The sequence below is a fragment of the Micromonospora sp. NPDC048986 genome, from assembly GCF_040649335.1.
Lineage (GTDB): Bacteria > Actinomycetota > Actinomycetes > Mycobacteriales > Micromonosporaceae > Micromonospora > Micromonospora alfalfae.
On record NZ_JBEZFJ010000012.1, the window covers coordinates 248,609 to 273,493 of the forward strand.

Annotated in this window: 17 protein-coding genes; 5 read left to right on the forward strand and 12 right to left on the reverse strand. The window is 71.7% G+C overall.

Annotated features, from left to right (window positions below; genetic code table 11):
* The first annotated feature begins 49 nt into the window (after window positions 1-49).
* The gene (locus AB0B94_RS24320; protein WP_238686840.1) at window positions 50-364 is read left to right on the forward strand and encodes an STAS domain-containing protein; all 315 of its coding nucleotides are present in this window, start codon (window positions 50-52) and stop codon (window positions 362-364) included.
* A 26-nt stretch (window positions 365-390) separates the two neighbouring features.
* On the opposite strand, the gene AB0B94_RS24325 is transcribed toward AB0B94_RS24320, so the two are convergent.
* The 11 genes from AB0B94_RS24325 to pcaF form a co-directional block, all read right to left on the reverse strand.
* Entirely contained in the window at window positions 391-4,050 is a 3,660-nt protein-coding gene (locus AB0B94_RS24325; protein WP_357284433.1) for a SpoIIE family protein phosphatase, read from the reverse strand.
* 193 nt (window positions 4,051-4,243) lie between these two features.
* Window positions 4,244-4,795: a pyridoxamine 5'-phosphate oxidase family protein gene (locus AB0B94_RS24330; protein ID WP_357284437.1), complete on the reverse strand. Its 552-nt coding sequence runs from the start codon at window positions 4,793-4,795 to the stop codon at window positions 4,244-4,246.
* 47 nt (window positions 4,796-4,842) lie between these two features.
* Window positions 4,843-5,538 (reverse strand): gamma-glutamyl-gamma-aminobutyrate hydrolase family protein, encoded by a 696-nt coding sequence (locus tag AB0B94_RS24335; RefSeq protein WP_357284442.1) that lies wholly within the window; start codon window positions 5,536-5,538, stop codon window positions 4,843-4,845.
* Complete coding sequence (locus AB0B94_RS24340; protein WP_357284445.1) at window positions 5,535-6,302, reverse strand: 3-oxoacyl-ACP reductase; 768 nt, start codon at window positions 6,300-6,302, stop codon at window positions 5,535-5,537. Before AB0B94_RS24340 ends, AB0B94_RS24335 begins: the two co-directional genes overlap by 4 nt.
* A 5-nt stretch (window positions 6,303-6,307) precedes the next feature.
* Window positions 6,308-7,663 (reverse strand): aldehyde dehydrogenase family protein, encoded by a 1,356-nt coding sequence (locus AB0B94_RS24345; protein ID WP_357284448.1) that lies wholly within the window; start codon window positions 7,661-7,663, stop codon window positions 6,308-6,310.
* Between the two features lie 123 nt (window positions 7,664-7,786).
* On the reverse strand, window positions 7,787-9,151 hold the full coding sequence (locus AB0B94_RS24350; RefSeq protein WP_357284451.1) for a glutamine synthetase family protein: 1,365 nt from the start codon (window positions 9,149-9,151) through the stop codon (window positions 7,787-7,789).
* Between the two features lie 126 nt (window positions 9,152-9,277).
* Window positions 9,278-10,864 carry an amino acid permease gene (locus AB0B94_RS24355; protein WP_357284455.1) on the reverse strand — a complete coding sequence of 529 codons (1,587 nt, stop codon included), beginning with the start codon at window positions 10,862-10,864 and terminating at the stop codon, window positions 9,278-9,280.
* 358 nt (window positions 10,865-11,222) lie between these two features.
* A complete protein-coding gene (locus AB0B94_RS24360; RefSeq protein ID WP_357284458.1) occupies window positions 11,223-11,723 on the reverse strand; it encodes a DUF456 domain-containing protein in 501 nt (166 codons plus the stop codon).
* Between the two features lie 46 nt (window positions 11,724-11,769).
* Window positions 11,770-13,974 carry an EAL domain-containing protein gene (locus tag AB0B94_RS24365; protein ID WP_357284461.1) on the reverse strand — a complete coding sequence of 735 codons (2,205 nt, stop codon included), beginning with the start codon at window positions 13,972-13,974 and terminating at the stop codon, window positions 11,770-11,772.
* A 4-nt stretch (window positions 13,975-13,978) separates the two neighbouring features.
* A complete protein-coding gene (locus AB0B94_RS24370; RefSeq protein ID WP_357284465.1) occupies window positions 13,979-14,791 on the reverse strand; it encodes an SAM-dependent methyltransferase in 813 nt (270 codons plus the stop codon).
* A gap of 110 nt (window positions 14,792-14,901) precedes the next feature.
* Window positions 14,902-16,107 carry a 3-oxoadipyl-CoA thiolase gene (gene pcaF, locus AB0B94_RS24375; protein ID WP_357284469.1) on the reverse strand — a complete coding sequence of 402 codons (1,206 nt, stop codon included), beginning with the start codon at window positions 16,105-16,107 and terminating at the stop codon, window positions 14,902-14,904.
* 106 nt (window positions 16,108-16,213) lie between these two features.
* Here pcaF and AB0B94_RS24380 point away from each other — a divergent pair, with 106 nt between their 5' ends.
* The 4 genes from AB0B94_RS24380 to AB0B94_RS24395 all read left to right on the forward strand — a co-directional run bounded on the left by AB0B94_RS24380 (window position 16,214) and on the right by AB0B94_RS24395 (window position 20,453).
* Complete coding sequence (locus AB0B94_RS24380) at window positions 16,214-17,179, forward strand: glutathione S-transferase C-terminal domain-containing protein (protein ID WP_357284473.1); 966 nt, start codon at window positions 16,214-16,216, stop codon at window positions 17,177-17,179.
* Window positions 17,172-17,855, forward strand: coding sequence for a DUF998 domain-containing protein (locus tag AB0B94_RS24385; RefSeq protein WP_357284476.1), 684 nt, complete (start codon window positions 17,172-17,174; stop codon window positions 17,853-17,855). Before AB0B94_RS24380 ends, AB0B94_RS24385 begins: the two co-directional genes overlap by 8 nt.
* Window positions 17,856-18,023: 168 nt before the next feature.
* Window positions 18,024-19,316, forward strand: coding sequence for a dicarboxylate/amino acid:cation symporter (locus tag AB0B94_RS24390; protein ID WP_357284535.1), 1,293 nt, complete (start codon window positions 18,024-18,026; stop codon window positions 19,314-19,316).
* A gap of 69 nt (window positions 19,317-19,385) precedes the next feature.
* Window positions 19,386-20,453, forward strand: coding sequence for an NADH:flavin oxidoreductase/NADH oxidase (locus AB0B94_RS24395; RefSeq protein ID WP_357284480.1), 1,068 nt, complete (start codon window positions 19,386-19,388; stop codon window positions 20,451-20,453).
* Between the two features lie 48 nt (window positions 20,454-20,501).
* Here the strand turns inward: AB0B94_RS24395 and AB0B94_RS24400 are convergent, their stop codons facing one another.
* Window positions 20,502-24,023, reverse strand: coding sequence for an ABC transporter ATP-binding protein (locus tag AB0B94_RS24400; protein ID WP_357284484.1), 3,522 nt, complete (start codon window positions 24,021-24,023; stop codon window positions 20,502-20,504).
* Window positions 24,024-24,885: the final 862 nt, after the last annotated feature.

The window sequence follows — 24,885 nt, forward strand, 5'->3', positions numbered from 1 at the left end:
CCCGGTGGAGGTTGTTGCCCTGCCAGAGTGGCTGTGCCATGGTGTCAGCGTGGATCAAGGGGGAGCACCGCCCGTCTTCTCCGCCAGCGCCGAGATCGACGGTGACCACCTCCATGTCGTGGTGGCCGGCGAGGTCGACATGGCGACAGCGGACACGATGCTCCAGACGGCGCTGCGCGAGCCCGCCGGCAAGATCACTCTCGACCTGAGTGCTGTCACCTTCTTCGACTCGGCCGCCATCCACGCCCTGGTCCGGCTCGCCCAGGAGTTTCCGGGGCGGCTCACCGTTCGCCCGTCCCGGCAGGTCCGTCGGGTGCTGGAGATCTCCGGCCTCGGCGAACAGGGCTGGCTCGACCCGGCCTAGACGCCCGGCCGCCGCCGGGCGCGCGGTCAGTCCTGCAACTGCCGGCGCAGCGTCACCTCGGTGCCTTCGGCGGTACGCCGTACCGACAGGTCGCCCAGCGCTCTGATCAGGGCCAGACCGCGGCCCCGGAAGCCGGAGCCGGTCGACTCCCGCCACTGCCCGCTGTCGCGCACAGTGGCCGTCACCGTCCGATCCTCGATGGCCACCTCGACACTGATCGTGGCCTCGGCGGGGTGGACCGGGTGCTCGATGGCGTTGGCGGCGGCCTCGGAGACGGCAACGGTCAGGTCGAACAGGTCGGTCTCGCCGACGGAGTGCGCGACCAGGAAGTCCTCCAGCCGCTTCCGGAGCACGCTGAGCCGGGTCGGGTCCGCCGGGAGCCGCAGCGCGAAGCGGTTCAGCTCCGCCGCCTCCAGGGCGAGAACCGCCACGTCGTCGCGGCGCGGCCGTCCGGTGACCCGCCCGACCACCGCGTCGATCAGGTCCACCACGTGCTCACTCGGCGTGGCCGCGTCGATGCGCAGCTGGGCCAGTGCGGCATCGATGCCGAGCTGGCGGTCCTCGACCAGCCCGTCGGTGTAGAGCAGCAGTCGAGTGCCGGCCGGCAACTCGCCCTCGACCGACTCGTACGTCGCGTTGGGGAGGGCGCCGACCGGTGGACCGAGCGCCCGGTCATGCAGGAACGCCACGTCGCCTCCGGTGATCAACAGTGGGGACGGGTGACCGGCGCTCGCGTATCGCAGTCGACCGGTGCCCGGGTTGAACAGCAGACAGACCACAGTCGCGAAGGAGCGGCCCTCGGTGGAGCCGACCAGCCGGTTGAGCCGGGTCAGTGACTCACCCGGATCGAAGCCCTCCAGCACGTACGCCCGCAACGCGTTGCGCAGTTGCCCCATCGCCGCGGCGGCCCGGACGCCCTTACCGACCACGTCGCCGATGACCAGCACCAGCTCGTCGCCGTTGAGCGCGATCGCGTCGTACCAGTCGCCGCCCACCTCGACCTCGGCGCTGCCGGGCAGGTAACGGCTGGCCACCACCGCGCCGGGCAGTTGGGGCAGCGACCTGGGCAGCAGACTGTGCTGCAGGGTGGTGGCGATGCGATGTTCGGCCTCGTAGAGCTGGGCGTTCTCCAGTCGCACCCCGACGAGTCGGGCCAGTTGGGTCAACGCGGCGTCGTCGGCCTGCGCCTCGTCGCCGGCTGCCCGCCAGACCTGCAGCTCACCGAGCTGCTTGCCGGTCGTGCCGGTCAGCTCGGCCACGAAGGACGGATCGGCGGCGGTGGTGCCGCCGCCGTCCGCCTCGAAGCGCGCATCGGCCGCGGTGACCACCACGCGAGCCGCCTCCGCGAGGCTCAACGCGTGCCGGGCGGCGACCTGGAGCACGTCGGCGGTGGACCTGGCGGTGTTCACCGCCACCGCCGCGTCGGCCAATGCCCGGAGCCGGCGGATGATCTGCCCGCGCAACTGGCCCAGCTCGACGTTGGCCCGGACCCGGGCGATCAACTCCTGCGCGGAGAACGGCTTGGTGAGGTAGTCGTCGGCGCCGACGGCGAGACCGGCGACCGCCTCCGCGGAGCCGGCGCGGGCGGAGAGTAACACGATCGGCACGTGCCGGGTACGCGGATCCGAGCGCAACGCGCTCACCAGCCCGAACCCGTCCAACCGGGGCATCATCACGTCGGTGAGCACCAGGTCGAACCCACCCTCGCGGGCCAGTGGCAGGGCGTCGAGCCCGTCGTTCGCGGTGACCACGTCCCAGGTCGGGGAGAGCAGGCGACTGACGTGCTCCTGCAGGTCGGCGTTGTCGTCGACGACCAGGATCCGGCCGGCCGAGGTGCCGTTCGCCCGCTGCCGGTCGAGCTCGGGTGCCGACGTGACACCTGCCCAGAGCGCGGTCTCCGCCACGAAGAGCCGGGCCTGCTCGGGCTCACCCACCGGCAGCGGGTCGAACGCCGCCACCCGGTCCGCCGGCAGGTGCGCCGAGCCGAACGGAACGGTCACGGTGAAGGTGCTGCCCACGTCGACCTGGCTGGTCAAACCGACCTCACCACTGTGCATCTCGACCAGTTCCCGGACCAGCGCGAGGCCGATGCCGGTGCCTTCGTGGGTGCGTGCCCGCACCCCGGGGACCCGGTGGAACCTTTCGAAGACGTGCGGCAGTTCGTCCGGCACGATGCCGATGCCGGTGTCCGTCACCTCCAGGCGGGCCGCGCCATCGACGGCCCGGATCCGCACCCGGATCGCACCGTCGAAGGTGAACTTGACAGCATTCGACACCAGGTTGAGGACGATCTTCTCCCACATGTCCCGGTCGACGAAGACCGGCGTCGGCAGCGGCGGACAGTCCACCACCAGTCGCAACCCGGCCCGCTCGGTGGCCGAGCGGAAGGTGCTGGCCAGCCGGGCGGTGTAACCGGCGAGGTCGGTGGGCTGGTAGCGGGCGGCGAGCCGACCGGACTCCAACCGGGAGAAGTCCAGCACTGTGTTGACGAGCTTGAGCAGGCGCAGCGCGTTGCGGTGCATCATGGTGAGCCGGTCGGTTTCGGTGGCCGGCAGCTCCGGGTCGGCGAGCATGTCCTCCAGTGGGCCGAGCACCAGGGTCAGCGGGGTGCGGAACTCGTGGCTGACGTTGGCGAAGAAGTTGGTCTTCGCCCGGTCCAGCGCGGCCAGCTCGGCGGCGCGGGCCCGTTCCTGCTCGTACGCCCGCTGGGTGCCGAGCGCCCGGGAGATCTGGGCGGCGACCAGGCCGAGGAAGTCGCGGTAGTCGTCGTCGAGCGGCAGCTGACGGGCCACGCCGACGACCAGCGCGCCGACGGTCTCGTTGGTCGCGGTGAGCGGCAGCACGAGCGCCTGGTCGCCGGCGTCGACAGGCAACGCGTCGAGCAGAGCGGCCACCTCGATCGTGGCGGGCCCGCCATCGGCGGTCAGCCGGGGCAACAGCTGCGCTGCGACATCGCCGGCGGGCGGGGTGGCGCCGGCGCAGCCGGCCACTGTGAGCTGGCCGTTGTCGTCGGCCAGACAGATCAGGGCGAACGGCACGTCGGCCCGGTGCCGGTCGAGCACCCCGGCCGCCGTCCGACCCAGTTCCGTGGCGCTGCCGATGTCGCTCAGCTCGGCACCCAGCTCGGCCAACGCTCGCAGTCGACGCTCGCCGAGCACCCGCCCGGTGGTCTCGCTGACGATGCAGTAGACGCCACTGACCGAGCCGTCGTCCCCCCGGATCGGGTCGTACGAGACGTTGAAGTAGGTCTGCTCGACGAAACCGTAACGGTCCAGCAGAAAGGGGTGGTCCTCACCGCGATAGGAGCGGCCGGTGCTCCGGACGCTGTGGAGCAGCGGGCCGAGCACCGCCCAGGTCTCCGCCCAGTGGACGCGGGCCGGTTGGCCGATCACGTCCGGGTGTTTGCCGCCGATGGTCGGCCGGTAGGCGTCGTTGTAGAAGGCCAACTGCTCGTCGCCCCAGAACATGACGATCGGCGCGCTGGAGGCGAGCATCATGCCGACCGCGTTGGAGAGCGCCGGGGGCCACTGACCTGGCTCACCCAGCGGGCCTGAGGACCAGTCGAAGGAGGCCAGCCGCTCGCCCATCTCGCCGCCGGCCGCGAACGCGGCCGCCAGCATCGGCGGGGTCTCACGACCGGACAGGGCGGCATGCCCAATGTCCGCGCCCCCCTGGGCCGAGCTCATGCAGCCTCCCGCTCCGGCCGTACCCCTCGACCGTTGATCTTCACCCGCCGTGCTCCGACTTGTACCCCAGCGGACCAGCAACGTAACGCATCACGAGCGATGGACGCTGGTTACGTACGCCTGGGCCGTCGGGCACCGGACAGTGCGGGCCGACGGCGGCGTCGAACGGCGGTGGCCGGAACGCCCTGACGAGTCAGAAGACCGGCAGTCCGTCGATGCTCGCCGCGTTCTTGGTGGCCCGGTAGACGACCAGATCATCGGTGCTGCGGCGCGAGTGTGAGGTGAGTAACAGATCACGTTCGGCGCGGAAGTCCATCAGTGGCACCGCGTATCCGCAGGAATCACTGACCCGCTGCACCTCGACAGTGATGACCGCCCGGACGGCGTGCACGTCCGGCGGTGCGGGAAACTCGGCGAGCCGATCGGCGAAGGCGTCCTCGGTGACCACGACGCTGCTGCCCCGACCGTGCAACCGGACGATCTTCGGCGGGCCGTCGAAGGCACAGAACATCAGCGTGATGCGGCCGTTGTCCCGCAGGTGGGCGATGGTCTCCGCCCCACTGCCGTGATAGTCGAGGTAGGCCACCCGGTGCGGGCCGAGGATCACGAACGTGCCCCGCATGCCCTTCGGTGACACGTTGACGTGCCCCTCGACCCCGGACGGGGCGGTCGCCACGAAGAACAGCGGCTGCGCCGCGATGAAGTCACGCAGTCGACGGTCGATCTCCGGATAGACCTTGCCCATGCGCCGATCCTCCCACCGGTGCCGCCCACGGGCGGGGGCGATCCCGGTCACACCCGCCGGCCGGCGGCCCGCACCAACGCCGTGATCGGGGCGGGGTCCGACTCGTTCTCCGGATGCCACTGCACTCCGAGCACGAACGGCAGGGCCGGGTCCTCCACCGCCTCGACCACCCCGTCCCCCGCCCAACCGGTCACCGTGAGCCGGCCCGGATCGGCGACCGCCTGGTGGTGGTACGAGTTGACCTGGTCGACCCCGGCCAGCACCGATGCGGCCAGGCTCCCCGGCGCGAACCGCACCGCGTGCGCGCCGTACACCCCTGGCGCCGGGCGGTGCGCCTCGTGGCCCACCACGTCGGGCAGGTGCTGGTGCAACGTGCCGCCGTACGCGACAGCGAGCAACTGCATTCCCCGGCACACGCCCAGCACCGGCACCTCGGCGGCGAGCGCGGCGGCCAACAGTGTCAACTCGCCGGCGTCCCGGTCCGGCCGATCCTCGGTACGGCGGTCGGGCGGCTGGCCGTACCGCCCCGGGCCGACGTCCGCGCCACCGACCAACAGCAACCCGTCGAGGACTGCCACCACATCCGCGTCCACGTCGTCCGGTGGCAGCACCACCGCCCGGCCACCCGCGGCCGCCACCGCCAGCGCGTACGCCTCCGGCACCAGCACCGCCCGCACACCCCGCCAGACCGCCCAGTCGGCGGGTTCGACGTACGCGCTGATCCCGATCAGCGGCCTTCTCATAGCGGCGTGACGTAGGCGCCTGTGATGCCGCCGTCGACCACGAACTGCGCGGCGGTCATGAACGAGGCGTCGTCGCTGGCCAGGAACGCCACCGCGGCGGCGATCTCCTCCGGTTGCCCGAAGCGTCCCATCGGCACGTGCACCAGCCGGCGGGCGGCCCGCTCCGGGTCGGCGGCGAAGAGTTCCAGCAGCAACGGGGTGGCCACCGGGCCGGGACAGAGGGCGTTGACCCGGATGCCCTCACGGGCGAACTGCACACCCAGCTCCCGGGTCATCGCCAGCACCCCGCCCTTGCTCGCGGTGTACGCGATCTGCGACGTGGCCGCACCCATCAACGCCACGAACGAGGCCGTGTTGATGATCGAGCCCTTGCCCTGCCGACGCATGTGCGGAATGGCGTACTTGCAGCACAGGTAGACGCTGGTGGTGTTGACCCGCAACACCCGTTCCCACGCGTCCAGGCCGGTGTCCAGGATCGAGTCGTCGTCGGGCGGTGAGATGCCGGCGTTGTTGAACGCGATGTCCACCCGGCCGTGCCGGTCGGCCACCCCGTCGAACAGGTCGCGTACCGCCGACCCGTCGGCCACGTCGGTGGCCACGAACTCGCCGCCGCACTCCTCGGCGGCCTTCGTACCGGCCGCCGCGTCGATGTCCACGCAGACCACCCGGGCCCCCTCGGCGGCGAACCGTCTCACGGTGGCCAACCCGATGCCACTGCCTGCTCCGGTGACCACTGCCACCCGGTCCTGCAACCGACCCTGCACTGGCGTCACTCCTCCGTCGCGATGAACACGTTCTTGACGTCCGTGAAGGAGTGCAGCGCGTCCGGGCCCAGCTCGCGGCCGAGCCCGGAGCGCTTCATCCCTCCGAACGGGGTCCAGTAGCGCACCGAGGAGTGCGAGTTGACGCTGAGGTTGCCCGAGTCGACGGCGCGCGCCATCCGCAGCGCGCGCCCCACGTCCCGGGTCCAGATCGAGCCGGAGAGGCCGTACTCGGTGTCGTTGGCGAGCCGGACCGCGTCCGCCTCGTCGTCGAACGGCAGCACCGAGACCACCGGGCCGAAAATCTCCTCCCGCCAGTGCCGGTCGGCCGGCGAGTCTGCCAGCAGCACGGTGGGCGCGTGCCAGAACCCGGGGCCGTCGGGGCAGGAGCCGGCGAAGGCGACGGTCGCGCCGGTCACGTAACCGGCGACCCGGTCCCGCTGGACCGCCGAGATCAACGGGCCCATCTCCGCGGTGTCGCGGGACGGATCCTCGACCCGTACCGCGCGCACCGCTGGTTCGAGCAGCTCCAGGAACCGGTCGTACACCGAACGCTGGACCAGGATCCGCGACCGTGCGCAGCAGTCCTGGCCGGCGTTGTCGAAGACCGCGCCCGGCGCGGTAGCGGCGGCGCGCTCCAGGTCGGCGTCGGCGAACACGATGTTCGCGCTCTTGCCGCCCAACTCCAGGGTGAGTCGCTTCACCTGGGCGGCGCAGCCGGCCATGATCCGGGTGCCGACCTCGGTGGAGCCGGTGAAGCAGATCTTGCGGACCGCCGGGTGGGTGACGAACCGCTCCCCCACCACCGAGCCCTCGCCCGGGATGACGGTGAAGACGCCGTCGGGCAGGCCGGCCTCGCGGGCCAACTCGGCCAGGCGCAGCGCGGTGAGCGGGGTCAGTTCGGCGGGCTTGAGCACCACTGTGTTGCCGGCGGCCAGCGCCGGGGCGAACCCCCAGGCGGCGATGGGCATCGGAAAGTTCCAGGGCACGATCACGCCAACCACACCGAGTGGCTCGTGGAAGGTGACGTCCAACCCGCCGGGCACCGGGATCTGCCGCCCGGTCAACCGTTCGGGCGCGCCGGCGTAGTAGTCCAGGACGTCGCGGGCGTTGCCCGCCTCCCACCGGGCGTTGCCGATGGTGTGCCCGGAGTTGCGCACCTCCAGCACTGCCAACTCGTCCAGATGCGCGTCGACCACCGCGGCGAACCGCCGCAGCAACCGCGCCCGGTCCCCCGCCCCCACCTGACGCCAGGTCTCGAATGCCACGGCAGCGGCGGAGATGGCCGCGTCAACCTCGTCCACAGAGGCCGCCGCGACCTCCCGAAACCCCACCCCGCGAGCGGGATCCACCAGAACCGTCACGCGCCGCACCCCTCCCCGTCCCGGTCGATCATGGAGTTGTGCTGCCCCACGAAAGCCGCCTCACGGGACTCTCCGCCCAGCACAAGTCCATGATCGACCCGGTGGCAGGGGGTGGGGCGCGGATCAGAGGCGTTCGAAGCCACGGGTCAGCTCCCAGTCGGTCACCGCGGCGTCGAAGGCGGCCAGCTCGACTCGCGCCTGGTTGGCGTAGTGGGCCACCACCTCGTCGCCGAACGCCTCGCGGGCTGCCGTGGAACCCTCCCAGAGGGCCAGGGCGTCGCGCAGGGTGCCGGGAACCCGCTCGGCCTCCGGGTCGTCGTACGCGTTGCCGGTGCACTCCGCACCCAGCTCCAGCTCGCCGTCGAGGCCGTGCAGCGCCCCGGCGACCAGCCCGGCGATCGCCAGGTACGGGTTGACGTCGGCGCCGGGCACCCGGTTCTCCACCCGCATGCCCTGCCCGTGCCCGACCACGCGCAGCGCGCAGGTGCGGTTGTCGACACCCCAACGCAGCGCGGTCGGGGCGAACGACCCCGGCTGGTAGCGCTTGTAGGAGTTGATGTTCGGAGCGAAGAGCAGGCTGAACTCCCGCATGGTGGCCAGCAGCCCGGCGAGCACCCGCTGCCCGGTCTGCGACAGGTGCGCCGGTCCGTCGCCGAGCATCGCCGACGAGCCGGACTGGTCCCGAAGCGAGAAGTGGATGTGGCAGGAGTTGCCCTCCCGCTCGTTCGGCTTGGCCATGAAGGTGATCGACATGCCCTCCTGGGCGGCGATCTCCTTCGCGCCGTTCTTGTAGATCACGTGGTGGTCAGCGCAGGCCACCGCCTCGTCGTACCGGAAGGCGATCTCGTGCTGCCCGAGGTTGCACTCGCCCTTCGCGCTCTCCGGGGTGAGCCCGGCGCCGGCCATCTCGACGCGGATGCGGCGCAGCAGCGGCTCCACCCGGGCGGTGCCGAGCAGCGAGTAGTCGACGTTGTACTGGTTGGCCGGGGTGAGGTCGCGGTAGCCGCGCTGCCAGGCGTCCTCGTACGAGTCGCGGAACAGCACGAACTCCAACTCGGTGCCGGCGTACGCGGTCAGCCCGCGTTCGGCCAGCCGGTCCAGCTGCCGACGCAGGATCTGCCGGGGCGAGGCGACCACGTCACCTGAGCCGTCGAGCCAGGTCAGGTCGGCCAGCAGCAGGGCGGAGCCGGGCTGCCAGGGCACCCGGCGCAGGGTGGCGAAGTCCGGCACCATCGCGAAGTCGCCGTAGCCGCGTTCCCAGCTCGACATCGCGTACCCGTCGACGGTGTTCATGTCGACGTCCACGGCGAGCAGGTAGTTGCAGCCCTCGCTGCCGTTGGCCACCACCTGGTCGAGGAAGAAGGGGGCGTGGAGCCGCTTGCCCTGCAGCCGGCCCTGCATGTCGACGAGGGCCAGCACCACGGTGTCGATCTCGCCCTCGGCGACGGCGACCCGCAGTTGTTCCAGCGTGAGCGGAGCTTTCCTCATTCGCGGGCCTCCATCACCAAGGTCTACTGGCAAACCGGATCACCGTCAATGCCCGCGGCGGCACGTGCGGCAAACCCAACCGCCGGCCGGCGGGACGGCAGCACCGCCCGTCCCGCCGGGTGCCGGTCAGAGCGGGCCGTCGGCCGGCGCCGGGTCGTCCGCCACAGCGGGCTCTTCGACGGTACGGACCGGGCCGGTGAACCACTTGTGGGCCGAGGCGTACCACCAGACGGCGACCACCAGGAGCACCCCGCCGACGGCGAGCGGCGCGTAGTTCACCGCCGACCAGGTGAACAGGTCGTTGCCGGGCACCCCGGCGGGCACGATCGGCAGCACGAAGTAGACGGCGATGATCGCGATCTCGATCACCGCGATCCAGCCGAGCAGCTTGTACTTGCGGCCCAGCGTCCACGGTCCGGGGACGAACCGGTCGCCCATCCGCAGCCGGAGCGCGATCGGGATGAGGAACGACAGGTAGAGCCCGAGCACCGCGACGGAGACGACCGCGTAGAACGCGATCGGGATACCGGCGGAGCTCTCGTACAGCGCCGGCAGGGTCAGCACCAGGCCGGCCACCGTGGCGCCGATGATCGCGTTGACCGGGGTGCCGTTGCGGTCGACAGTCGACCACAGCCGCCATCCGGGTACGGCACGGTCCCGGCTGAACGCGTACGCCATCCGGCTCATCGAGGTCACGCAGCTCATGCCGCAGAAGAACTGGCCGATGGTCGAGATGATGATGACGATCTTGAAGAAGACCGGGGTCAGCGCGGACTCGAAGATGGCGCCGGAGAAGCCGCCCGCGGCGTTGACCGCCTCGACGTCGGTGGCCGCGAAGAGGAACGCCAGCAGCAGGATCCAGCCGCCGACCGCCGAGTAGAAGATCGACTGCCAGAGTCCGCGGGCCGCGGCCTGGGAGGCGCCCCGGGTCTCCTCGGAGACGTGCGCGCAGGCGTCGAAGCCGGTGATCGTGTACTGGGTCAGCAGGAAGCCCAGCGGCAGCACGTAGAACCAGAACGTCAGCCCGCCGATGTCCCCGTCGCCGAAGCCGGAGTTGTTGAACCGCTCGGTGAACACGAACTGGAAGCTCTGGTGGTTGTCGGGCACGAAGACCAGGATGGCGACCACCACGGCCGCGCCGGCAACGTGCCACCAGACCGAGACGTTCTGAAGGACGTCGATGATCCGGTGCCCGAAGATGTTGATCAGCCCGTGCAGCACCAGGATGATCACGAAGAGGACGAACGCCTGACGCAGTGTCCCGGCCCAACCGTCGAAGAGCGCCGACAGGGTGAGGTTGAGAAACGTCGCGCAGCCGTAGTCCACCGAGGCGGTGACGGCGACCAGACCGATCAGGTTCAGCCAGCCGGTGAACCAGCCGTGCACCGGGCGGCCCATGGTGGCCGCCCACCAGTAGATCCCACCAGCGGTCGGATACGCCGACACCAACTCCGCCATGCAGAAGCCGATGATCAGGATGAACAGCGAGATCAGCGGCCAGCCCCAGGAGATGGCGACCGGGCCACCGTTGTTCCACGCCTGACCGAAGGTGGTGAAACAGCCGGCCAGGATCGAGATGATCGAGAAGGAGATGGCGAAGTTGGAGAAGCCACTCCACTTACGGCGCAACTCCTGTTTGTAGCCGAGTTCGGCGAGCCGCCGGGCATCGTCGTCCAAAGGTTGCTCGGCGGTCGGCACGGGCGTCGTGGCCACTGCACACCTCCCTGAGGTGGTTCCGCGTGCGAGTGGGCAAAGTGTCGACCCGGCCGATCAAGGCGGTCAATACGTAGTCGGTGGGAATCTCGCCGCCGTCGGGCTAATTGCGTTGCCGATCGGCCGCCCCGCCCGGCATCCTGGACCGGTGACCAGGCCCGACAAGGGCCGACTCCGGGCGCTCGGACCGCCCGACCCGGTGGCGCGGGGCACGCCTCTCTCTCACGTACGGCCACTCCGCCGTACCCGAAAAGTGCCCCGCGCCCCTCTTCTTCTCGTGTTGATCAAGAGGTTCGCGTCAAACCGGGCCCGAATTTTGACGCAAACCTCTTGATCACCGGCGGGAACCGGGGTCAGGTCAGGTCAGGAGGAGGCCGGCTACCCAGAAAGCCGCGATCAGGAGGCCGGCCAGGAACTCCACGAGCATCGACAGGCCGGCGGCCTTCAGGGCCTGCACTGTCGAAGGCCACGCGAGCTGGTTACTGCCCAGCCGGAGCCGTTCGGCCGCCCACACCCCGGCGACGAAGCCGAGCACCAGTCCGACGACCGGCACCACGAAGAACCCGATGATGCCGAGCACCCCACCGGCGAGCAGCGTGGACGTCGGCACACCCGTGCGCTTCAAATTCCGGCCCGGCCACGCGTACTTGATCACGGCGCCGCCCCCGGCGACCAGTGTGGCGGCGGCGAACACCGCCCAGCCACCCAGGCCGGCGCCGCCGAAGACCGCCCAGAGCAGCACCCCGCCCCAGCACAGCGGCAGCGCCGGCAGACCGGGCACCACCACACCGGCCAACCCGGCCAGGATGGCCAGCCCGGCCACCACCGTCACCGCCGTCTGCGAGTCCGTCAGGTCCACGCCGCCACCCTCTGTCGCCACCCTTCGGACCGCAACGGTCCTCCACTCACGTCAACGCTCCGCCGCGCAGCCGGGCGGTGATCACCTCGGCCGGGGCGGGCGCACCGAAGTATCGGCCCTGCCCGGTGTCGCAGCGCAGCGCCCGCAGCCGTTCCGCCTGCACGCCGGTCTCCACCGCCTCGGCAGTGACCCACAGCTCCAGGGCGTGCGCCAACCGGACCAACGCGTCCACGATCCGTTCGTCGCGGTGGTCGGCCGCCACGTCCGTCCCGTCCGCGCGGATGCCCTCCACGAACGGGCCGGCGAGCTTCAGGCAGTGGATCGGCAACCGGCGCAGGTACGCCAGGTTGGAGTACCCGGTGCCGAAGTCGTCCACTGCCAGCCGTACGCCGAGCGCGGCGAGCCGGTGCAGGCTGCGCAGGGGCTCACCGGCGCTGCCCATCACGGCGCTCTCGGTCAGCTCCAGTTGCAGCAGCTCCGCAGGCAGCCCGCTGGTCTGCAACGCGTCGGCGACAGTGTCCACGATGGCCGGTTCGTCGGCCTGCCGGGCGGCCAGGTTGACGCTGACCACCAGCCTGGCGTCGGGGAACTCCCGCCACCACCGTTCGGCGTCCTCGCAGGCCCGCCGCAGCACCCACTCGCCGAGCCGGACGATCAGGCCGGTCTCCTCGGCCAGCCCGATGAACCGGTCCGGCCCGATCAGGCCCAACTCCGGATGCTCCCAACGGACCAGCGCCTCCACCGCGAGCATGGTGCCCTCCAGCAGCGACACGATCGGCTGGTAGTGCAGCACGAACTCGCCCCGCTCCAGGGCGGCGGGCAGCCCGGCGACCAGCGCCGCGCGGGCGATGTCCCGGGCGCCGCGCTCGGGGTCGTAGACCGCCCACCGGCCCCGGCCCGCCGCCTTGGCCCAGTAGAGCGTGGTGTCCGCGGCCTTCATCAGCTCGGACGCGCTGGTCTCCGAGGCCGGGCACTGCACGATGCCCACACTGGCCGAGACGGCCAGCTGGTGCTCACCGACGTGGACCGGGGCCGCGACCGCGGCCAGCGCGGCCTCCGCGACGGAGACCGGGTCGTCGGTGTCGTCCCCTCCGTCGACGAGGATCACGAACTCGTCGCCCCCCATCCGGGCGACCAGGTGGCCGTGGTCGGCCACGCACGCGGCCAGCCGTCGGCCGATCATCACCAGCAGCCGGTCACCGAGGTCGTGGCCGAGACTGTCGTTGATCGCCTTGAAGCCGTCCAGGTCGAGGAAGCACACCCCGACGCGCTGCCCGGCGTCCGCGGTGTCGAGCACCCGACCCAACGTTTCGAAGAACAGCGTCCGGTTGGGCAGCCCGGTCAGCGGGTCGTGCAGCGCCTGGAAGCGCAGCCGCTGCTGGAGTTCGTACCGCTCGGTGATGTCCTCGATCATCGCGACGGTGAATCGCGGCCGGCCATCGTGTCGGATCAGCGAGACGGCGAGATCCGTCCAGACCACTGTGCCGTCCTTGCGGTAGTAGCGCTTCTCCACCCGGGCGGCGTCGTGCTTTCCCTCGATCAGCTCCTGGTACAGCTCCCACATCCCGGCGGCGTCGTCGGCGTGGAACAGCGCCGCCACGTCGATCTCGCGCAACTCCTCGATCGAGTAGCCGAGCATGTCCGCGAACGCCTGGTTGACGTCGATGATCCGACCGTCCACGCCGGCGATCCCGATCCCGATCGCGGCGCCGGTGAACACCGCCCGGAACCGTGCCTCGCTCTCGCGTAGCGCCTGCTCGACCTCGTCGCGCGCCTGCCAGGCCGACCGGGCGATCCGCTCCTGCTGGCTGAAGGTGCGGTCGCGCAGCGCACGGGCGAACCCGGCGGCCAGCCCGCCCTGCACCGCCGCGATCCGGTCGGCGAGGTCGGCCGGTCGGTCACCGTCACCCAGCACCCGACGCCCGAACGTCGCGCCGAGCGCGTGCAGCGTCCACTCCAGGGCCTGCGGTTCGGTGAGGTGCGCCTCCACCAGGGCCCGCCCGACCTCCTCGGCCGGGTGGGCGCTGAACGGCTCCGCCCGTACCGCCTGGGCCAGCCGGATCGTGTGCGCCAGCAGCAGCCGCTCGGTCTCGGCCACGCTGAGCGGCACGAAACCGAGTCGACGCACCGCGCGGGCCCAGTCGGCGGCGTAGCCCTGGGCGTCCGCCCAACCGGCGAGATCCCGGCCGGCATCGACCCCGGCGAGATCCCGGCCAGCATCGACCCCGGCGGGATCCGGGACGGCGGCCACGAGATCAGCCGGCGGGCTGGTCGTACCGGGCGACGCCCCCGAAGGCACCGAACCGCTCCGGGTGCTCGTCCACGTCGGACGGTGAGTCCGGGCGCCAGAGCGGCATGTGCACCACGCCCGGTTCCAGAACGGTCCAGTCGCCGAAGAGAGCGGTGACCTGAGCGCGGGAGCGCAGAGTGATCTCGGTGGCGGTGCGGGCGGAGAGGCGCTGCGCGTCCAGCATCTCCTGCGGCTGGTCCTCGAAGGTGGAGTGGGAGACGACAAGGAAGCTGCCCGGCGCGGCAGCGGCCCGCAGGGTGGCCAGGATCGCCTCGGGCCGGTCGGCGTCCGGGATGAAGTGCACCACCCCGGCCAGCAGGATGCCCATCGGACGGCTGAAGTCGATCAGCCCGAGCTGTCGGGTCTCGGTGAGGATCCGCTCCGGCTCACGCAGGTCGGCGTGGATGACACCGGTCAACTCGTTGCCAGCCAGCAACTCCCGGCTGTGCGCGACCGCCACCGGGTCGATGTCGACGTACACCACGCGGGCCTTGGGGTTCACTCCCTGCGCCACCTCGTGCACGTTGCCCACGGTGGGAATTCCGGAGCCGATGTCGAGGAACTGGTCGATGCCGGCGTCGAGCAGGACCCGGACGGCCCGGCGCAGGAACTCCCGACCGGAGCGCATCGTGGCGGCGAGATTCGGGGTCATGCTGGCGATCTGCTCCGCCAACTGCCTGTCGATCTCGAAGTTGTGCGCTCCACCCAGAAAGTAGTCGTACACCCGGGCCGCGCTGGGCCTGGTCAGATCGATCTCGGTCGGCAGTCCGTCCGGCATCAGCGTGCTCCCCAGTTCATCGCCGCAGCGCGGGACGGCACCGGCGTCGGGGCGCGCAGCGGGCACGCGTGGGCACCGGTCGACCCGCGGGTCGTGTGGTGTGGACCACTCTAGGCGGCTGACTCCAGCAACAGCGAGATGCCTTGACCAACGCCGATGCACATGGTGGCCAGAGCCCGGCGGCCGCCGCGACGGCGCAGCTCCAGGGCGGCGGTCAGCGCCAGCCGCGCGCCGCTGGCGCCAAGCGGGTGCCCCAGCGCGATGGCCCCACCGTTCGGGTTGACGTGGTCGGCGTCCACTGGCAGCCCCAGCTCACGCAACACCGCCACGGACTGCGCGGCGAACGCCTCGTTCAGCTCCACCACGTCCACAGCGCCCAACTCGACGCCGACGCGATCGAGCAGCTTGCGGGTGGCCGGCACCGGGCCGATTCCCATGATCCGCGGCGGCACACCGGCCGCCGCCGCGCCGACGATCCGGGCCAGCGGGGTCAGGCCGTACCGGGCGACAGCCGCCTCGCTGGCCACCAGCAACGCGACAGCGCCGTCGTTGACGCCCGAGGAGTTGCCGGCGGTCACCGTCCCGCCGTCGCGGAACGGGGTGGGCAGCGCGGCCAGCTTCTCCAGCGAGGTCTCCCGGGGGTGCTCGTCGACCTCGACCAGCCGGGTCTGGCGACGACCGGCCGGCACCGACACCGCCACGATCTCCTCGGCGAACCGGCCGTCGGCCTGCGCCTTGGCCGCACGCTGCTGCGACCGGTACGCGAAGGCGTCCTGCTCGGCCCGGTTGACGCCGTACTCGGCTGCCACGTTCTCCGCCGTTTCCGGCATTGAGTCGACCCCCCACCCGTCACGCATCAACGGGTTCACCAACCGCCAGCCCAAGGTGGTGTCGTAAACCTCGGCCGAGCGGGAGTACGCCGACGTCGCCTTCGGCATGACGAACGGCGCCCGGCTCATGCTCTCCACCCCGCCGGCGATCACCAGCTCGGCGTCCCCGGCGACGATGGACCGGGCGGCGCTGGCGAGCGCGTCCAGGCCCGAGCCGCAGAGCCGGTTGACAGTGCTGCCCGGCACCTCCTCGGGCAGCCCGGCCAGCAGCGCCGCCATCCGGGCCACGTTGCGGTTGTCCTCGCCGGCCTGGTTGGCGCAGCCGAGCACGACGTCGTCGACTCGGGCCCAGTCCACCGACGGGTGGCGGGCGACCAGTTCTCGGATCACGTGCGCGGCCAGGTCGTCCGGGCGGACGCCGGCCAGCGCGCCCGCGTACCGGCCGATCGGGGTACGGACACCGGCCACCAGGTATGCCACGGTCATCGCGAGTCCTTAGGGGGTGCAGACGGCGGGGGTGGGGCAGGCCCACCGGGTCACGAGGGCTGCCGGCCGCCAGGATATCCGCGCCCGCAGCGGATAGGTTGACGGCATGGCCCGGGCCCAGTTCAGCGCAGAGACCAGCGGCGGCGGCGCGTTCGTCCGTCAGCCGAACCGGTTCACCGGTCGGGTCACCGCCGACTCCACCTCGCCACCCGGCGGCGGCCCGGACGAGCAGGACCGCTGGCCGCTGGAGGCCGGCCGTTACCGGCTGATCTGGTGCCGGGCCTGCCCGTGGGCGCACCGGGCGAGGATCGTGCGCGGTCTGCTCGGGCTGGACGACGCGATCTCACTGGGCACCGTCGACCCGATCCGGGACGAGCGGGGCTGGGCGTTCGCCCTCGACCCGGACGGCTTCGACCCGGTGCTCGGAGTGAGCTTCCTCTCCGAGGCGTACCTGGCCACCGACCCGGACTACACCGGCCGGGTGACGGTGCCGGCGCTCGTGGACACACTGACCGGTCGGGTGGTCACCAACGACTATCCGCAGCTCACCCTCGACTTCTCCACGCAGTGGCGGTCGCTGCACAGGGCGGGGTCGCCGGAGCTCTACCCGGAGGCGCTGCGCCCCGAGATGGACGCGCTGATGGCCGAGATCCACACCGACGTCAACAACGGCGTCTACCGCTGCGGGTTCGCCACCTCCCAGGACGCGTACGACGAGGCGTTCCGGGCGCTTTTCGCCCGGCTGGACACGCTCTCCGAGCGGCTGGCCGGGCAGCGCTACCTGATGGGCGACACGATCACCGAGGCGGACGTGCGGCTGTTCACCACGCTGGTCCGCTTCGACGCCGCGTACCACGGGCACTTCAAGTGCAACCGCAACAAGCTGACCGAGATGCCGGTGCTCTGGGCGTACGCCCGGGACCTGTTCCAGACGCCGGGTTTCGGCGAGACGGTGGACTTCGACCACATCAAGCGGCACTACTACGGCACGCACCGGGAGATCAATCCCAGCGGCATCGTGCCACTCGGGCCGGACGAGTCCGGCTGGAGCACGCCGCACGGGCGTGGTTGAGCCGGGTCGGCCGGCCGCCCCGACAGTGCCGAGGGCCCGCGGCGAGGTCGCCCGCCGGGTCGCCGGGTCAGCGGCGGCCGGCTGCACGCTGGCCGGTGCGGTGGCGGTGACGCTGGCCGTGGTCGCCGGCCCCGGTCCAGGGCTCGCCGGGTACGTCAGCGAGGCGGGCATCGCCGGCAGCGCCCACGCCGCGACGTACCGGATCGGGATCCTGGCCCTTGCCGGCGCGTTGCTGTTGATCGGCGCGGCGCTGCCTCCCGGGGTGTGGGCGGCTGCACCGGCGCTGCTCGCCACCGGGGCCGTGTTCACCGCCGTGTCCGGGGCGGTCACCTGTTCCGGCGGCTGCCCGTTGCCGCCGTTCGAGCGCGCGACGACGGCGGACCTGGTGCACGGCGGCGCGAGCATCGCGGCGACCGCGGCGGTGGTCTTTGCCATGATCACGCTGGCCGTCTCCGGGCCGGCCGGCCGGACGGTGCGTCGGTTGGCCGGGGCGGCCGCCGTGCTGGCCCTGCCGCTCTGTGCCACTGTGGGGCTGGCGATGCTCGTGATCGGTCGGGGCCCGGTGGTGGGGGTGCTGGAACGGCTGATCCTCGCCCTCGCGGTGCTGTGGGGCCTGGGCACCGCCACCGCGCTGGCCCTCTGTAAGGAGCCTCACCCCGCCCGGTCCTTCCGATGAGCGGGAATCGGCGTATCGTCGGCCAGCGATGACCAATGTCTGGGGCCTCACTGTCCGCCTGTATGTCGATCTCCGACTGCAGGCCAGTGGCATCTGTCCGGGCTAGCCGCGTTCCTACGCCTGCCCCGATCGGACCGGACAATTGGATACATCCTCATGCCCTTCAGCCTGCGCAAAATTCCCTTCTCCGTGCAGATCCTGCTCGGCCTCGTGCTCGGCGTCGCGCTGGGCTTCCTTGCCCGCAGCAACGACCTGAGCTGGCTGACCAGCACCCTGCACACAGTCGGTAGCCTCTTCGTCCAACTCCTCAAGCTGGCCGTGCCGCCGCTGGTCTTCACCGCCATCGTGGTCAGCGTGGTCAGCCTGCGCGGCGTCGCCAACGCCGCCCGGCTCGCCGTCAAGACCCTGCTGTGGTTCGGCATCACCGCGCTGATCGCGGTGAGCATCGGCATCGGCCTCGGCCTGCTCACCAACCCGGGCAAGGGCGTGACCCTCGACCTGGGTGGCGCGGCACCGCCGAAGAACACCGGCTCGTGGACCGACTTCCTCACCGGCATCGTGCCCACCAACCCGGTCGGCGCGTTCGTCGAGGGCAACGTCCTCCAGATCGTCTTCCTCGCCGTCGTCATCGGTGCCGCGGCCCTGCTGGTCGGCGAAGCCGCCGAACCGTTCGTGGCGCTGAACCGCTCCCTGCTGGAGATCGTCCAGAAGGCGCTCTGGTGGGTCATCCGACTCGCCCCGATCGGCACCCTCGGCCTGATCGGCAACGCCGTCGCCTCGTACGGCTGGGACCTGCTGGCCCCCCTCGCGAAGTTCACCACAGCCGTCTACGTCGGCTGCGCCATCGTGCTGTTCGTGGTCTACCCGCTGGTGCTGATCCTGGCTGGCCGCCTCAACCCGGTGCGCTTCTTCGCCGGCGCCTGGCCGGCGATCCAGCTGGGCTTCGTGTCCCGCTCCTCGGTCGGCACCATGCCGGTGACCCAACGCTCCGTCGAGCGACTCGGCGTGCCCCGCGAGTACGCCTCGTTCGCTGTGCCCTTCGGCGCGACCACGAAGATGGACGGTTGCGCCGCCATCTACCCGGCCCTCGCCGCGATCTTCGTGGCCCAGGTGTTCGGCGTGCACCTCGGCATCGGCGACTACCTGCTGATCGCCTTCGTCTCCGTGGTCGGCTCGGCTGCCACCGCCGGCCTGACCGGCGCGATCGTGATGCTCACCCTGACCCTCAGCACGCTGGGCCTGCCGCTGGCCGGCGCCGGCCTGCTGCTGGCCATCGACCCGATCCTGGACATGATCCGCACCGCCACCAACGTCGCGGGTCAGGCGCTGGTGCCGACGGTGGTCGCCGCCCGCGAGGGCATTCTCGACCGCGAGGCGTACGAGTCCGCCGGTCGGCGTGACCTGACCGACCCGGAGCCGGTCGCCGACACCCGGCCCGAGCTCAGCCCCGTTCCTGCCTGACCGATTCACCAGCACGGCGACGGGCCCCTCTCCCCGGGGGCCCGTCGCCGTGTCGGAGAGGATGATGCGATGAGTTCCCTGTTCACTCCCCTGGCCCTGCGCGCTGTCACAGTGCCCAACCGGATCGCCATGGCACCGATGTGCCAGTACTCCGCCGGCCCGGACGGCCTGCCCACCGACTGGCACCTGATCCACCTCGGCAGCCGCGCGGTCGGCGGCGCCGGCCTGGTGCTGACCGAGGCGACCGCCGTACTCCCCGAGGGCCGGATCAGCCCGCAGGACACCGGCCTCTGGTCCGGTGCGCACGTCGACGCCTGGCGACCGGTGACCGCGTTCGTCGCCGCCCACGGCGCGGTGCCGGCCGTGCAGCTCGCGCACGCCGGCTTCAAGGCCTCCACGTACCGGCCGTGGGCGCCGCAGCGCGGTGGCGTGCCGGACGCCGAGGGCGGCTGGACGCCCGTCGCCCCCGGCCCGGAGCCGTTCACCGCCGACTACCGGACGCCGACCAGCCTCGACGAGGCCGGCATCGCCGGGGTGGTCGAGGCGTTCGCGGCCGGAGCCGTTCGCGCGCTGGACGCCGGCTTCGCCGCCGTGGAGATCCACGCCGCCCACGGCTACCTGCTCAACGAGTTCCTCTCGCCGCTGACCAACCACCGCACCGACGCGTACGGCGGCGACCGGGCCGCCCGGATGCGGCTCACCCTGGAGGTGGCCCGAGCGGTGCGCGCCGCGGTCGGCGAGGACGTGCCGGTGCTGACCCGGATCTCCGCCACCGACTGGGTCGAGGGCGGCTGGACGATCGAGGACAGCGTGGTGCTCGCCGGTGAGCTGGCCGGCGTCGGCGTCGACCTGGTCGACGCGTCCTCCGGTGGGGTGAGCACTGACCAGCGCGTCCCGCTCGGCCCGGGCTACCAGGTGCCACTGGCCGCGCAGATCCGCCGGGAGGCCGGCGTACCGACCGGCGCGGTGGGCCTGATCGTCGAGCCCGAGCACGCCGAGCAGATCGTCGCCAGCGGCGAGGCCGACCTGGTGCTGCTGGGCCGGGAGTTGCTGCGCGACCCGTACTGGCCGCGCCGGGCCGCCGCGAAGCTCGGCGTCGCGTACTCCGGCCCCGCCCAGTACGCCCGCGCCTCCTGATCCCCACCGGTCGGGCGGCCGCTCACGCGGCGGCCGCCCGACCGCCGGTCAACCGGCCAGGTGTGACCAGTCGCCCTCCAGGTCCTGCCAGGTGCCCTGGGCGGCCACCGTGCCGCCGAGCAGCACCACCACGTGGTCGGCCCGGACCAACGCGGCGCGTTTCGCTGTCGAGCCGACAACCGTCACCCCGTGGCCGCGCAACGCCTGCCACAGCGCCAGCTCGGTGGTGACGTCCAGCGCCGACGACACGTCGTCGGCGACAAGCAGTTCGGTACGCGGGGCCAGCGCACGGGCCAGCGCCAACCGCTGCAACTGCCCGCCGGAGAGCCGGGTGCCCTTGTGCCCGATGAGCAGGCCCAGCCCACCACCGGCGGCGGCCAGGTCATGGTCGAGCTGGGCGGTGCTGACCGCCCCCGCCGCGTCCACCTGGTGCCCGAGGGCGATGTTGTCGGCCACCGTGCCGGAGAGCACCCGCGGCAACTGACCGACGTAGCCGACCTGGTTGGGACGCAGGAACAGCTCCGGCTCGGTGACCAGATCACCGTTCCAGGCCAGCTCGCCGGTGTGGTGCACGATCCCGGCCAGCCCGCGCAGCAACGACGACTTGCCCGACCCCACCGGCCCGACGACCAGCACCAACTGCCCGCGCTGCACGGTCAGGTCCACGTCCCGGACGGCCACAGTGCCGTCGGAGTGCACCACCCCGAAGCCGCGCAGCTCCAGCCGGCGCAGCGGATGCCGGGGCGGCATGGTCGGCGCGGGCGCCGTCCCGGCGGTCAGGTCGACCTCCGGCACCCCAGCGGAGTACGCGCTCACCCCGGTCATCGCCACCGTGCGTCGGGTCCAGACCCGCGCCGAGGGCAGCTGCGAGATCAACGACGCCGTCGTCCAGGCGAACCAGCGGGCCGCGCCCAGGGTGGACACGGCCACCAGCACCGCCCCGGCGGAGAGCGAGCCGTTCAGGTAGAGCGCCCAGGCGCCGATCGGCAACAGCCCACTGGCCATCGATGGCGTGGATCGTGCCCACACCTGCACCGAGATCTCCCGCCGCTGCCTGTCGCTGCGCAGCACGTCCAGGCTCGCCAGGTGGCGCAGCACCGCGGTGGTAGCGCCGGCGAGCTTCACCGTCCGCGCCGCGGAGAGAGCGGAGACCAGCGCCGTGGCGAAGGAGGCCCGCGCCGCCACCGTCGCCCGGGCCGCACGCTCCAGCTTCGGCCCGAACAACGTCGCGGCCAGCCCGGAGACGACCATCGTGCCGAGGAAGAACAGCCCGGGTACGACGCTGCCGGTGACCGCCGTCATGGCGACCACGAGCACCAGCGCGACGGTCTGGTCCAGCACGTTGTCGGCGAGTTGGACCACCCGTTCGGTGTCCCCACCCTGCGCCACCACCTCGGCGGGGGTGTGCGAGCTGACCCGGCGCGGCCCGGTCTGGCCGTGCACCAGGCGAAGGCCGATCCGCAGCATCTGCCGCACCCACCACTGCGGGAACCAGACGTGGGTGTAGAACGGCAGCGGCAGGGTGACCAGCAGCCCGGCGACGATCCCCACCGCCGGCAGGTACGGGTTACCGGTCCCGTCGACCAGGTCCGCCCAGAGCCAGGGCAGCACCGGGCCGTCCAGCCCGAGCAGGCTGAGACCGAGGAACAGCACGATCGCCGCCGCACCGTAGCGGGGATCGTTGGTGCAGAGCCGGAAGATCTCCCGCAGCGTCCGGGCCGGCGGCACCGGCGGCAGCGGCGGCGGGTCGGCCCGGGTCGGCCCGACCGCTGTGGCCCGCTCCGCCGGTCCGACCGGCTCGATCCGGGTCGGCGGCGGCTCGCTCGGCCAGGCGTCGGCCGGGCCGGGGCCGACCAGCAGGTCGGTGCCGACGCCGGTACGACCGGCCGGCGCCACAGTGGCGTACGCGGCGGCGTGGCTGGTCGCCAGGAGTTCGGCGAAGCGGGTCGACGTCTCCAGCGGACCGGCCTCGACCACCGCGCCGTCGGCCAGGACGACCACCTCGTCGCAGCGGCGCACCGAGGAGAGTCGGTGCGCGATGACGATGCCGATCCGGTCACGCAGCAGGCGTTCGGTGGCCCGCTGCACCCGCGCCTCGGTAACCGGGTCCAGCCGCGCGGTGGCCTCGTCGAGGATCACCACGTGCGGCTCCCGGACCAGGATCCGGGCGAACGCCACCAACTGCTCCTGACCGGCGGAGAGCACATGCCCGCCCTCCCCCAACCGGGTCGTCAACCCGTCCGGCAGCTCGGCGATCCAGCTGGCCAGACCCAGCTCGTCGAGCGCCCGAGCCGCCGCGTCGAGCAACTCCCTGTCGAACAGCGCCACGTTCTCGGCGAGAGTGCCGGCCAGGATCTCGGTGCGCTGCGGCACCAACGCCACCCAGCGGCGCAACTGCTCGACGTCGAGGTCGCACACGTCGGTTCCGCCGAGAAAGACGGTGCCCGGCGGCACGTCGACCGCCCGGGTGAGCACCTTCGCCAGCGTCGACTTGCCCGAACCGGTCCGCCCGATCAGCGCGTACGAGCGACCGCGCGCGAAGGTGAGGCTGAGCCCGCGCAGCGCGGCCCCACGGCCACTCTCCCCGTACCCGAATGTCAGGTCCCGAATGCGCAGGTCACCCTGGCTCGGGCTGGCCCCACCGACCGGCTCCTGTCTGGCCTTGTAGAGCAACTGCACCCGCGCCCACGCGCCGAGCGCCTCCTGGATCTCCGGCACCATCCGGCTGACGTGTTCAGCGGTCGCCCCGAAGGCCAGGGCGAGCAACCAGATGGCGGTGAGCCGGGCGGCGTCGATCCGGCCGGTGGCCAACGCCCAGGCACCGCCGAGCACCACAGCGCCGATGCCCGCCCGGATCGTCGCGGTGGCCACCGTCGCCACCCGGGCGGACAGCACCCAGACCACCAGGCCACGGGACAGCACGTCGGAGGCCCGCCGCGCGTACAACCGCAGCACGTACGGCCGCGCCAGACTGGTGCGTACGTCGTCCTGGCCGTGCACCGCCTCCTCCATCACGGCGGCCAGATCGGACCACGCCTCCTCCTCGGCCATCCGGGCCGGGCCGATCCGCGCCGTGGGCCGGCGCAGGCCGACCGCGAGCACCACAGTGAGCAGCAGCATCGCGATCCCCGCCGGCCACCACACGTACACCGCCACGACCATCGACAGCAGGCCGACGCAGAGACCCTGGGCGAGCCGGGTGCCCTGGTTACGAATTGCCGACGCCACCTGATAGACGTCGCCGTCGATGCGGTCCAGCAACTCGCCCACCGGAGTGGTCTCCAGGGTGGGCAGGTCCTGCCCGAGAGCGACGCGACAGAGTCGACGACGCACGTCCGCTGACCAGTCGGCGGTCAGGCCGGCCATCAGCAGACTCACCGCGAGGTCACTGAGGACAACGGCAACCAGGGCTGCGGCCAGCACGGCGAAGAAACCAGCCGACCGATGCACCAGCACCGCACCGGCCAGCGCCGACGCGCCCGCCTGCCCCGCGGCACCCAGCACGATGAGGACGGCCACGATCGTCACACGACGGGTCGAAGTACCCCACAGATCACGGAGCAGGCGCATGGAAAGTCCTCCGGGATGTGGGTGGCGGAGACCTCAGCCTGCCGGCACCACCCCGTCACCTCAACCGATTTTCCGGCCGTGAGCAGGGGCTCCGTCAGTTGAAGCGGACCCGGCGGACACCCTCGTGCCACCCACTTGATCAACCAAACCCGGGTTCGCCGCGCCCGCGATTCTCGGGTCAGGGGGCGCTCTAGCCCGAACCGGCGCGTGCCGCGTCGCGGGTTTGCCACCGAAACCTACCGACACTGACCTTCTTGTCCGGTTTGCGCAGTCGGTGCGGCCCGACCGATTCGTGATCGACTCGGGTCTCATGAACTCGAGGTGTCCGCCCCTCCGGGATACCCCGTCTTCCGTGATCCCGAGTGGATCACCCGGGTAAGCGGCGAATCGACGCCGCAGGCCCAGTGCCGCCTGGGCGATTTGTCCCTTAATCGGGGTTTCTGAGCTGTGGCCGGGTGCACTCGTGGGCTGGAATCGTGGCCGGGTCGGGGTCGTTACATACCCTGACGATCGCAGCACCACCGACCCGCCGCCCGCCCCCTGAGGGCTGGTCGCGCAGACTGGAATGCCAGACCGCGCCCGGTCGTTACAGTCCCCACGAACGACCAACCGGCACCGCCACGATGAGGGTGCCGACGGGTGGGCCGATCCCGGAATGACCCCGGCCCCCGGGTCGTTACACAGGGTCCCGGCGCCACGAGCCCCCGCTCGCAGGTCGCCGACCCCGACGCCCGAGCGGGCGTCACCCCCCCAGACTTTCCCCGTACGTGCAGCGCCGGACGAGGTGCTCACACCCTGCCGCCGCCCCCCTTGGTGGTTGGGGTGTTCTACCCCCGAAGGAGCTACCCCTCATGAACACGAT

Excerpts from the sequence above, each read along its gene's own strand:
- pcaF (WP_357284469.1), bottom strand. The coding sequence starts at position 16,107 with ATGACCGTGGCATACCTGGTGGCCGGTGTCCGTACCCCGATCGGCCGG.
- AB0B94_RS24400 (WP_357284484.1), bottom strand. The coding sequence starts at position 24,023 with ATGCGCCTGCTCCGTGATCTGTGGGGTACTTCGACCCGTCGTGTGACG.
- AB0B94_RS24350 (WP_357284451.1), bottom strand. The coding sequence starts at position 9,151 with ATGAGGAAAGCTCCGCTCACGCTGGAACAACTGCGGGTCGCCGTCGCC.
- AB0B94_RS24325 (WP_357284433.1), bottom strand. The coding sequence starts at position 4,050 with ATGAGCTCGGCCCAGGGGGGCGCGGACATTGGGCATGCCGCCCTGTCC.
- AB0B94_RS24330 (WP_357284437.1), bottom strand. The coding sequence starts at position 4,795 with ATGGGCAAGGTCTATCCGGAGATCGACCGTCGACTGCGTGACTTCATC.
- AB0B94_RS24395 (WP_357284480.1), top strand. The coding sequence starts at position 19,386 with ATGAGTTCCCTGTTCACTCCCCTGGCCCTGCGCGCTGTCACAGTGCCC.
- AB0B94_RS24335 (WP_357284442.1), bottom strand. The coding sequence starts at position 5,538 with ATGAGAAGGCCGCTGATCGGGATCAGCGCGTACGTCGAACCCGCCGAC.
- AB0B94_RS24380 (WP_357284473.1), top strand. The coding sequence starts at position 16,214 with ATGGCCCGGGCCCAGTTCAGCGCAGAGACCAGCGGCGGCGGCGCGTTC.
- AB0B94_RS24370 (WP_357284465.1), bottom strand. The coding sequence starts at position 14,791 with ATGCCGGACGGACTGCCGACCGAGATCGATCTGACCAGGCCCAGCGCG.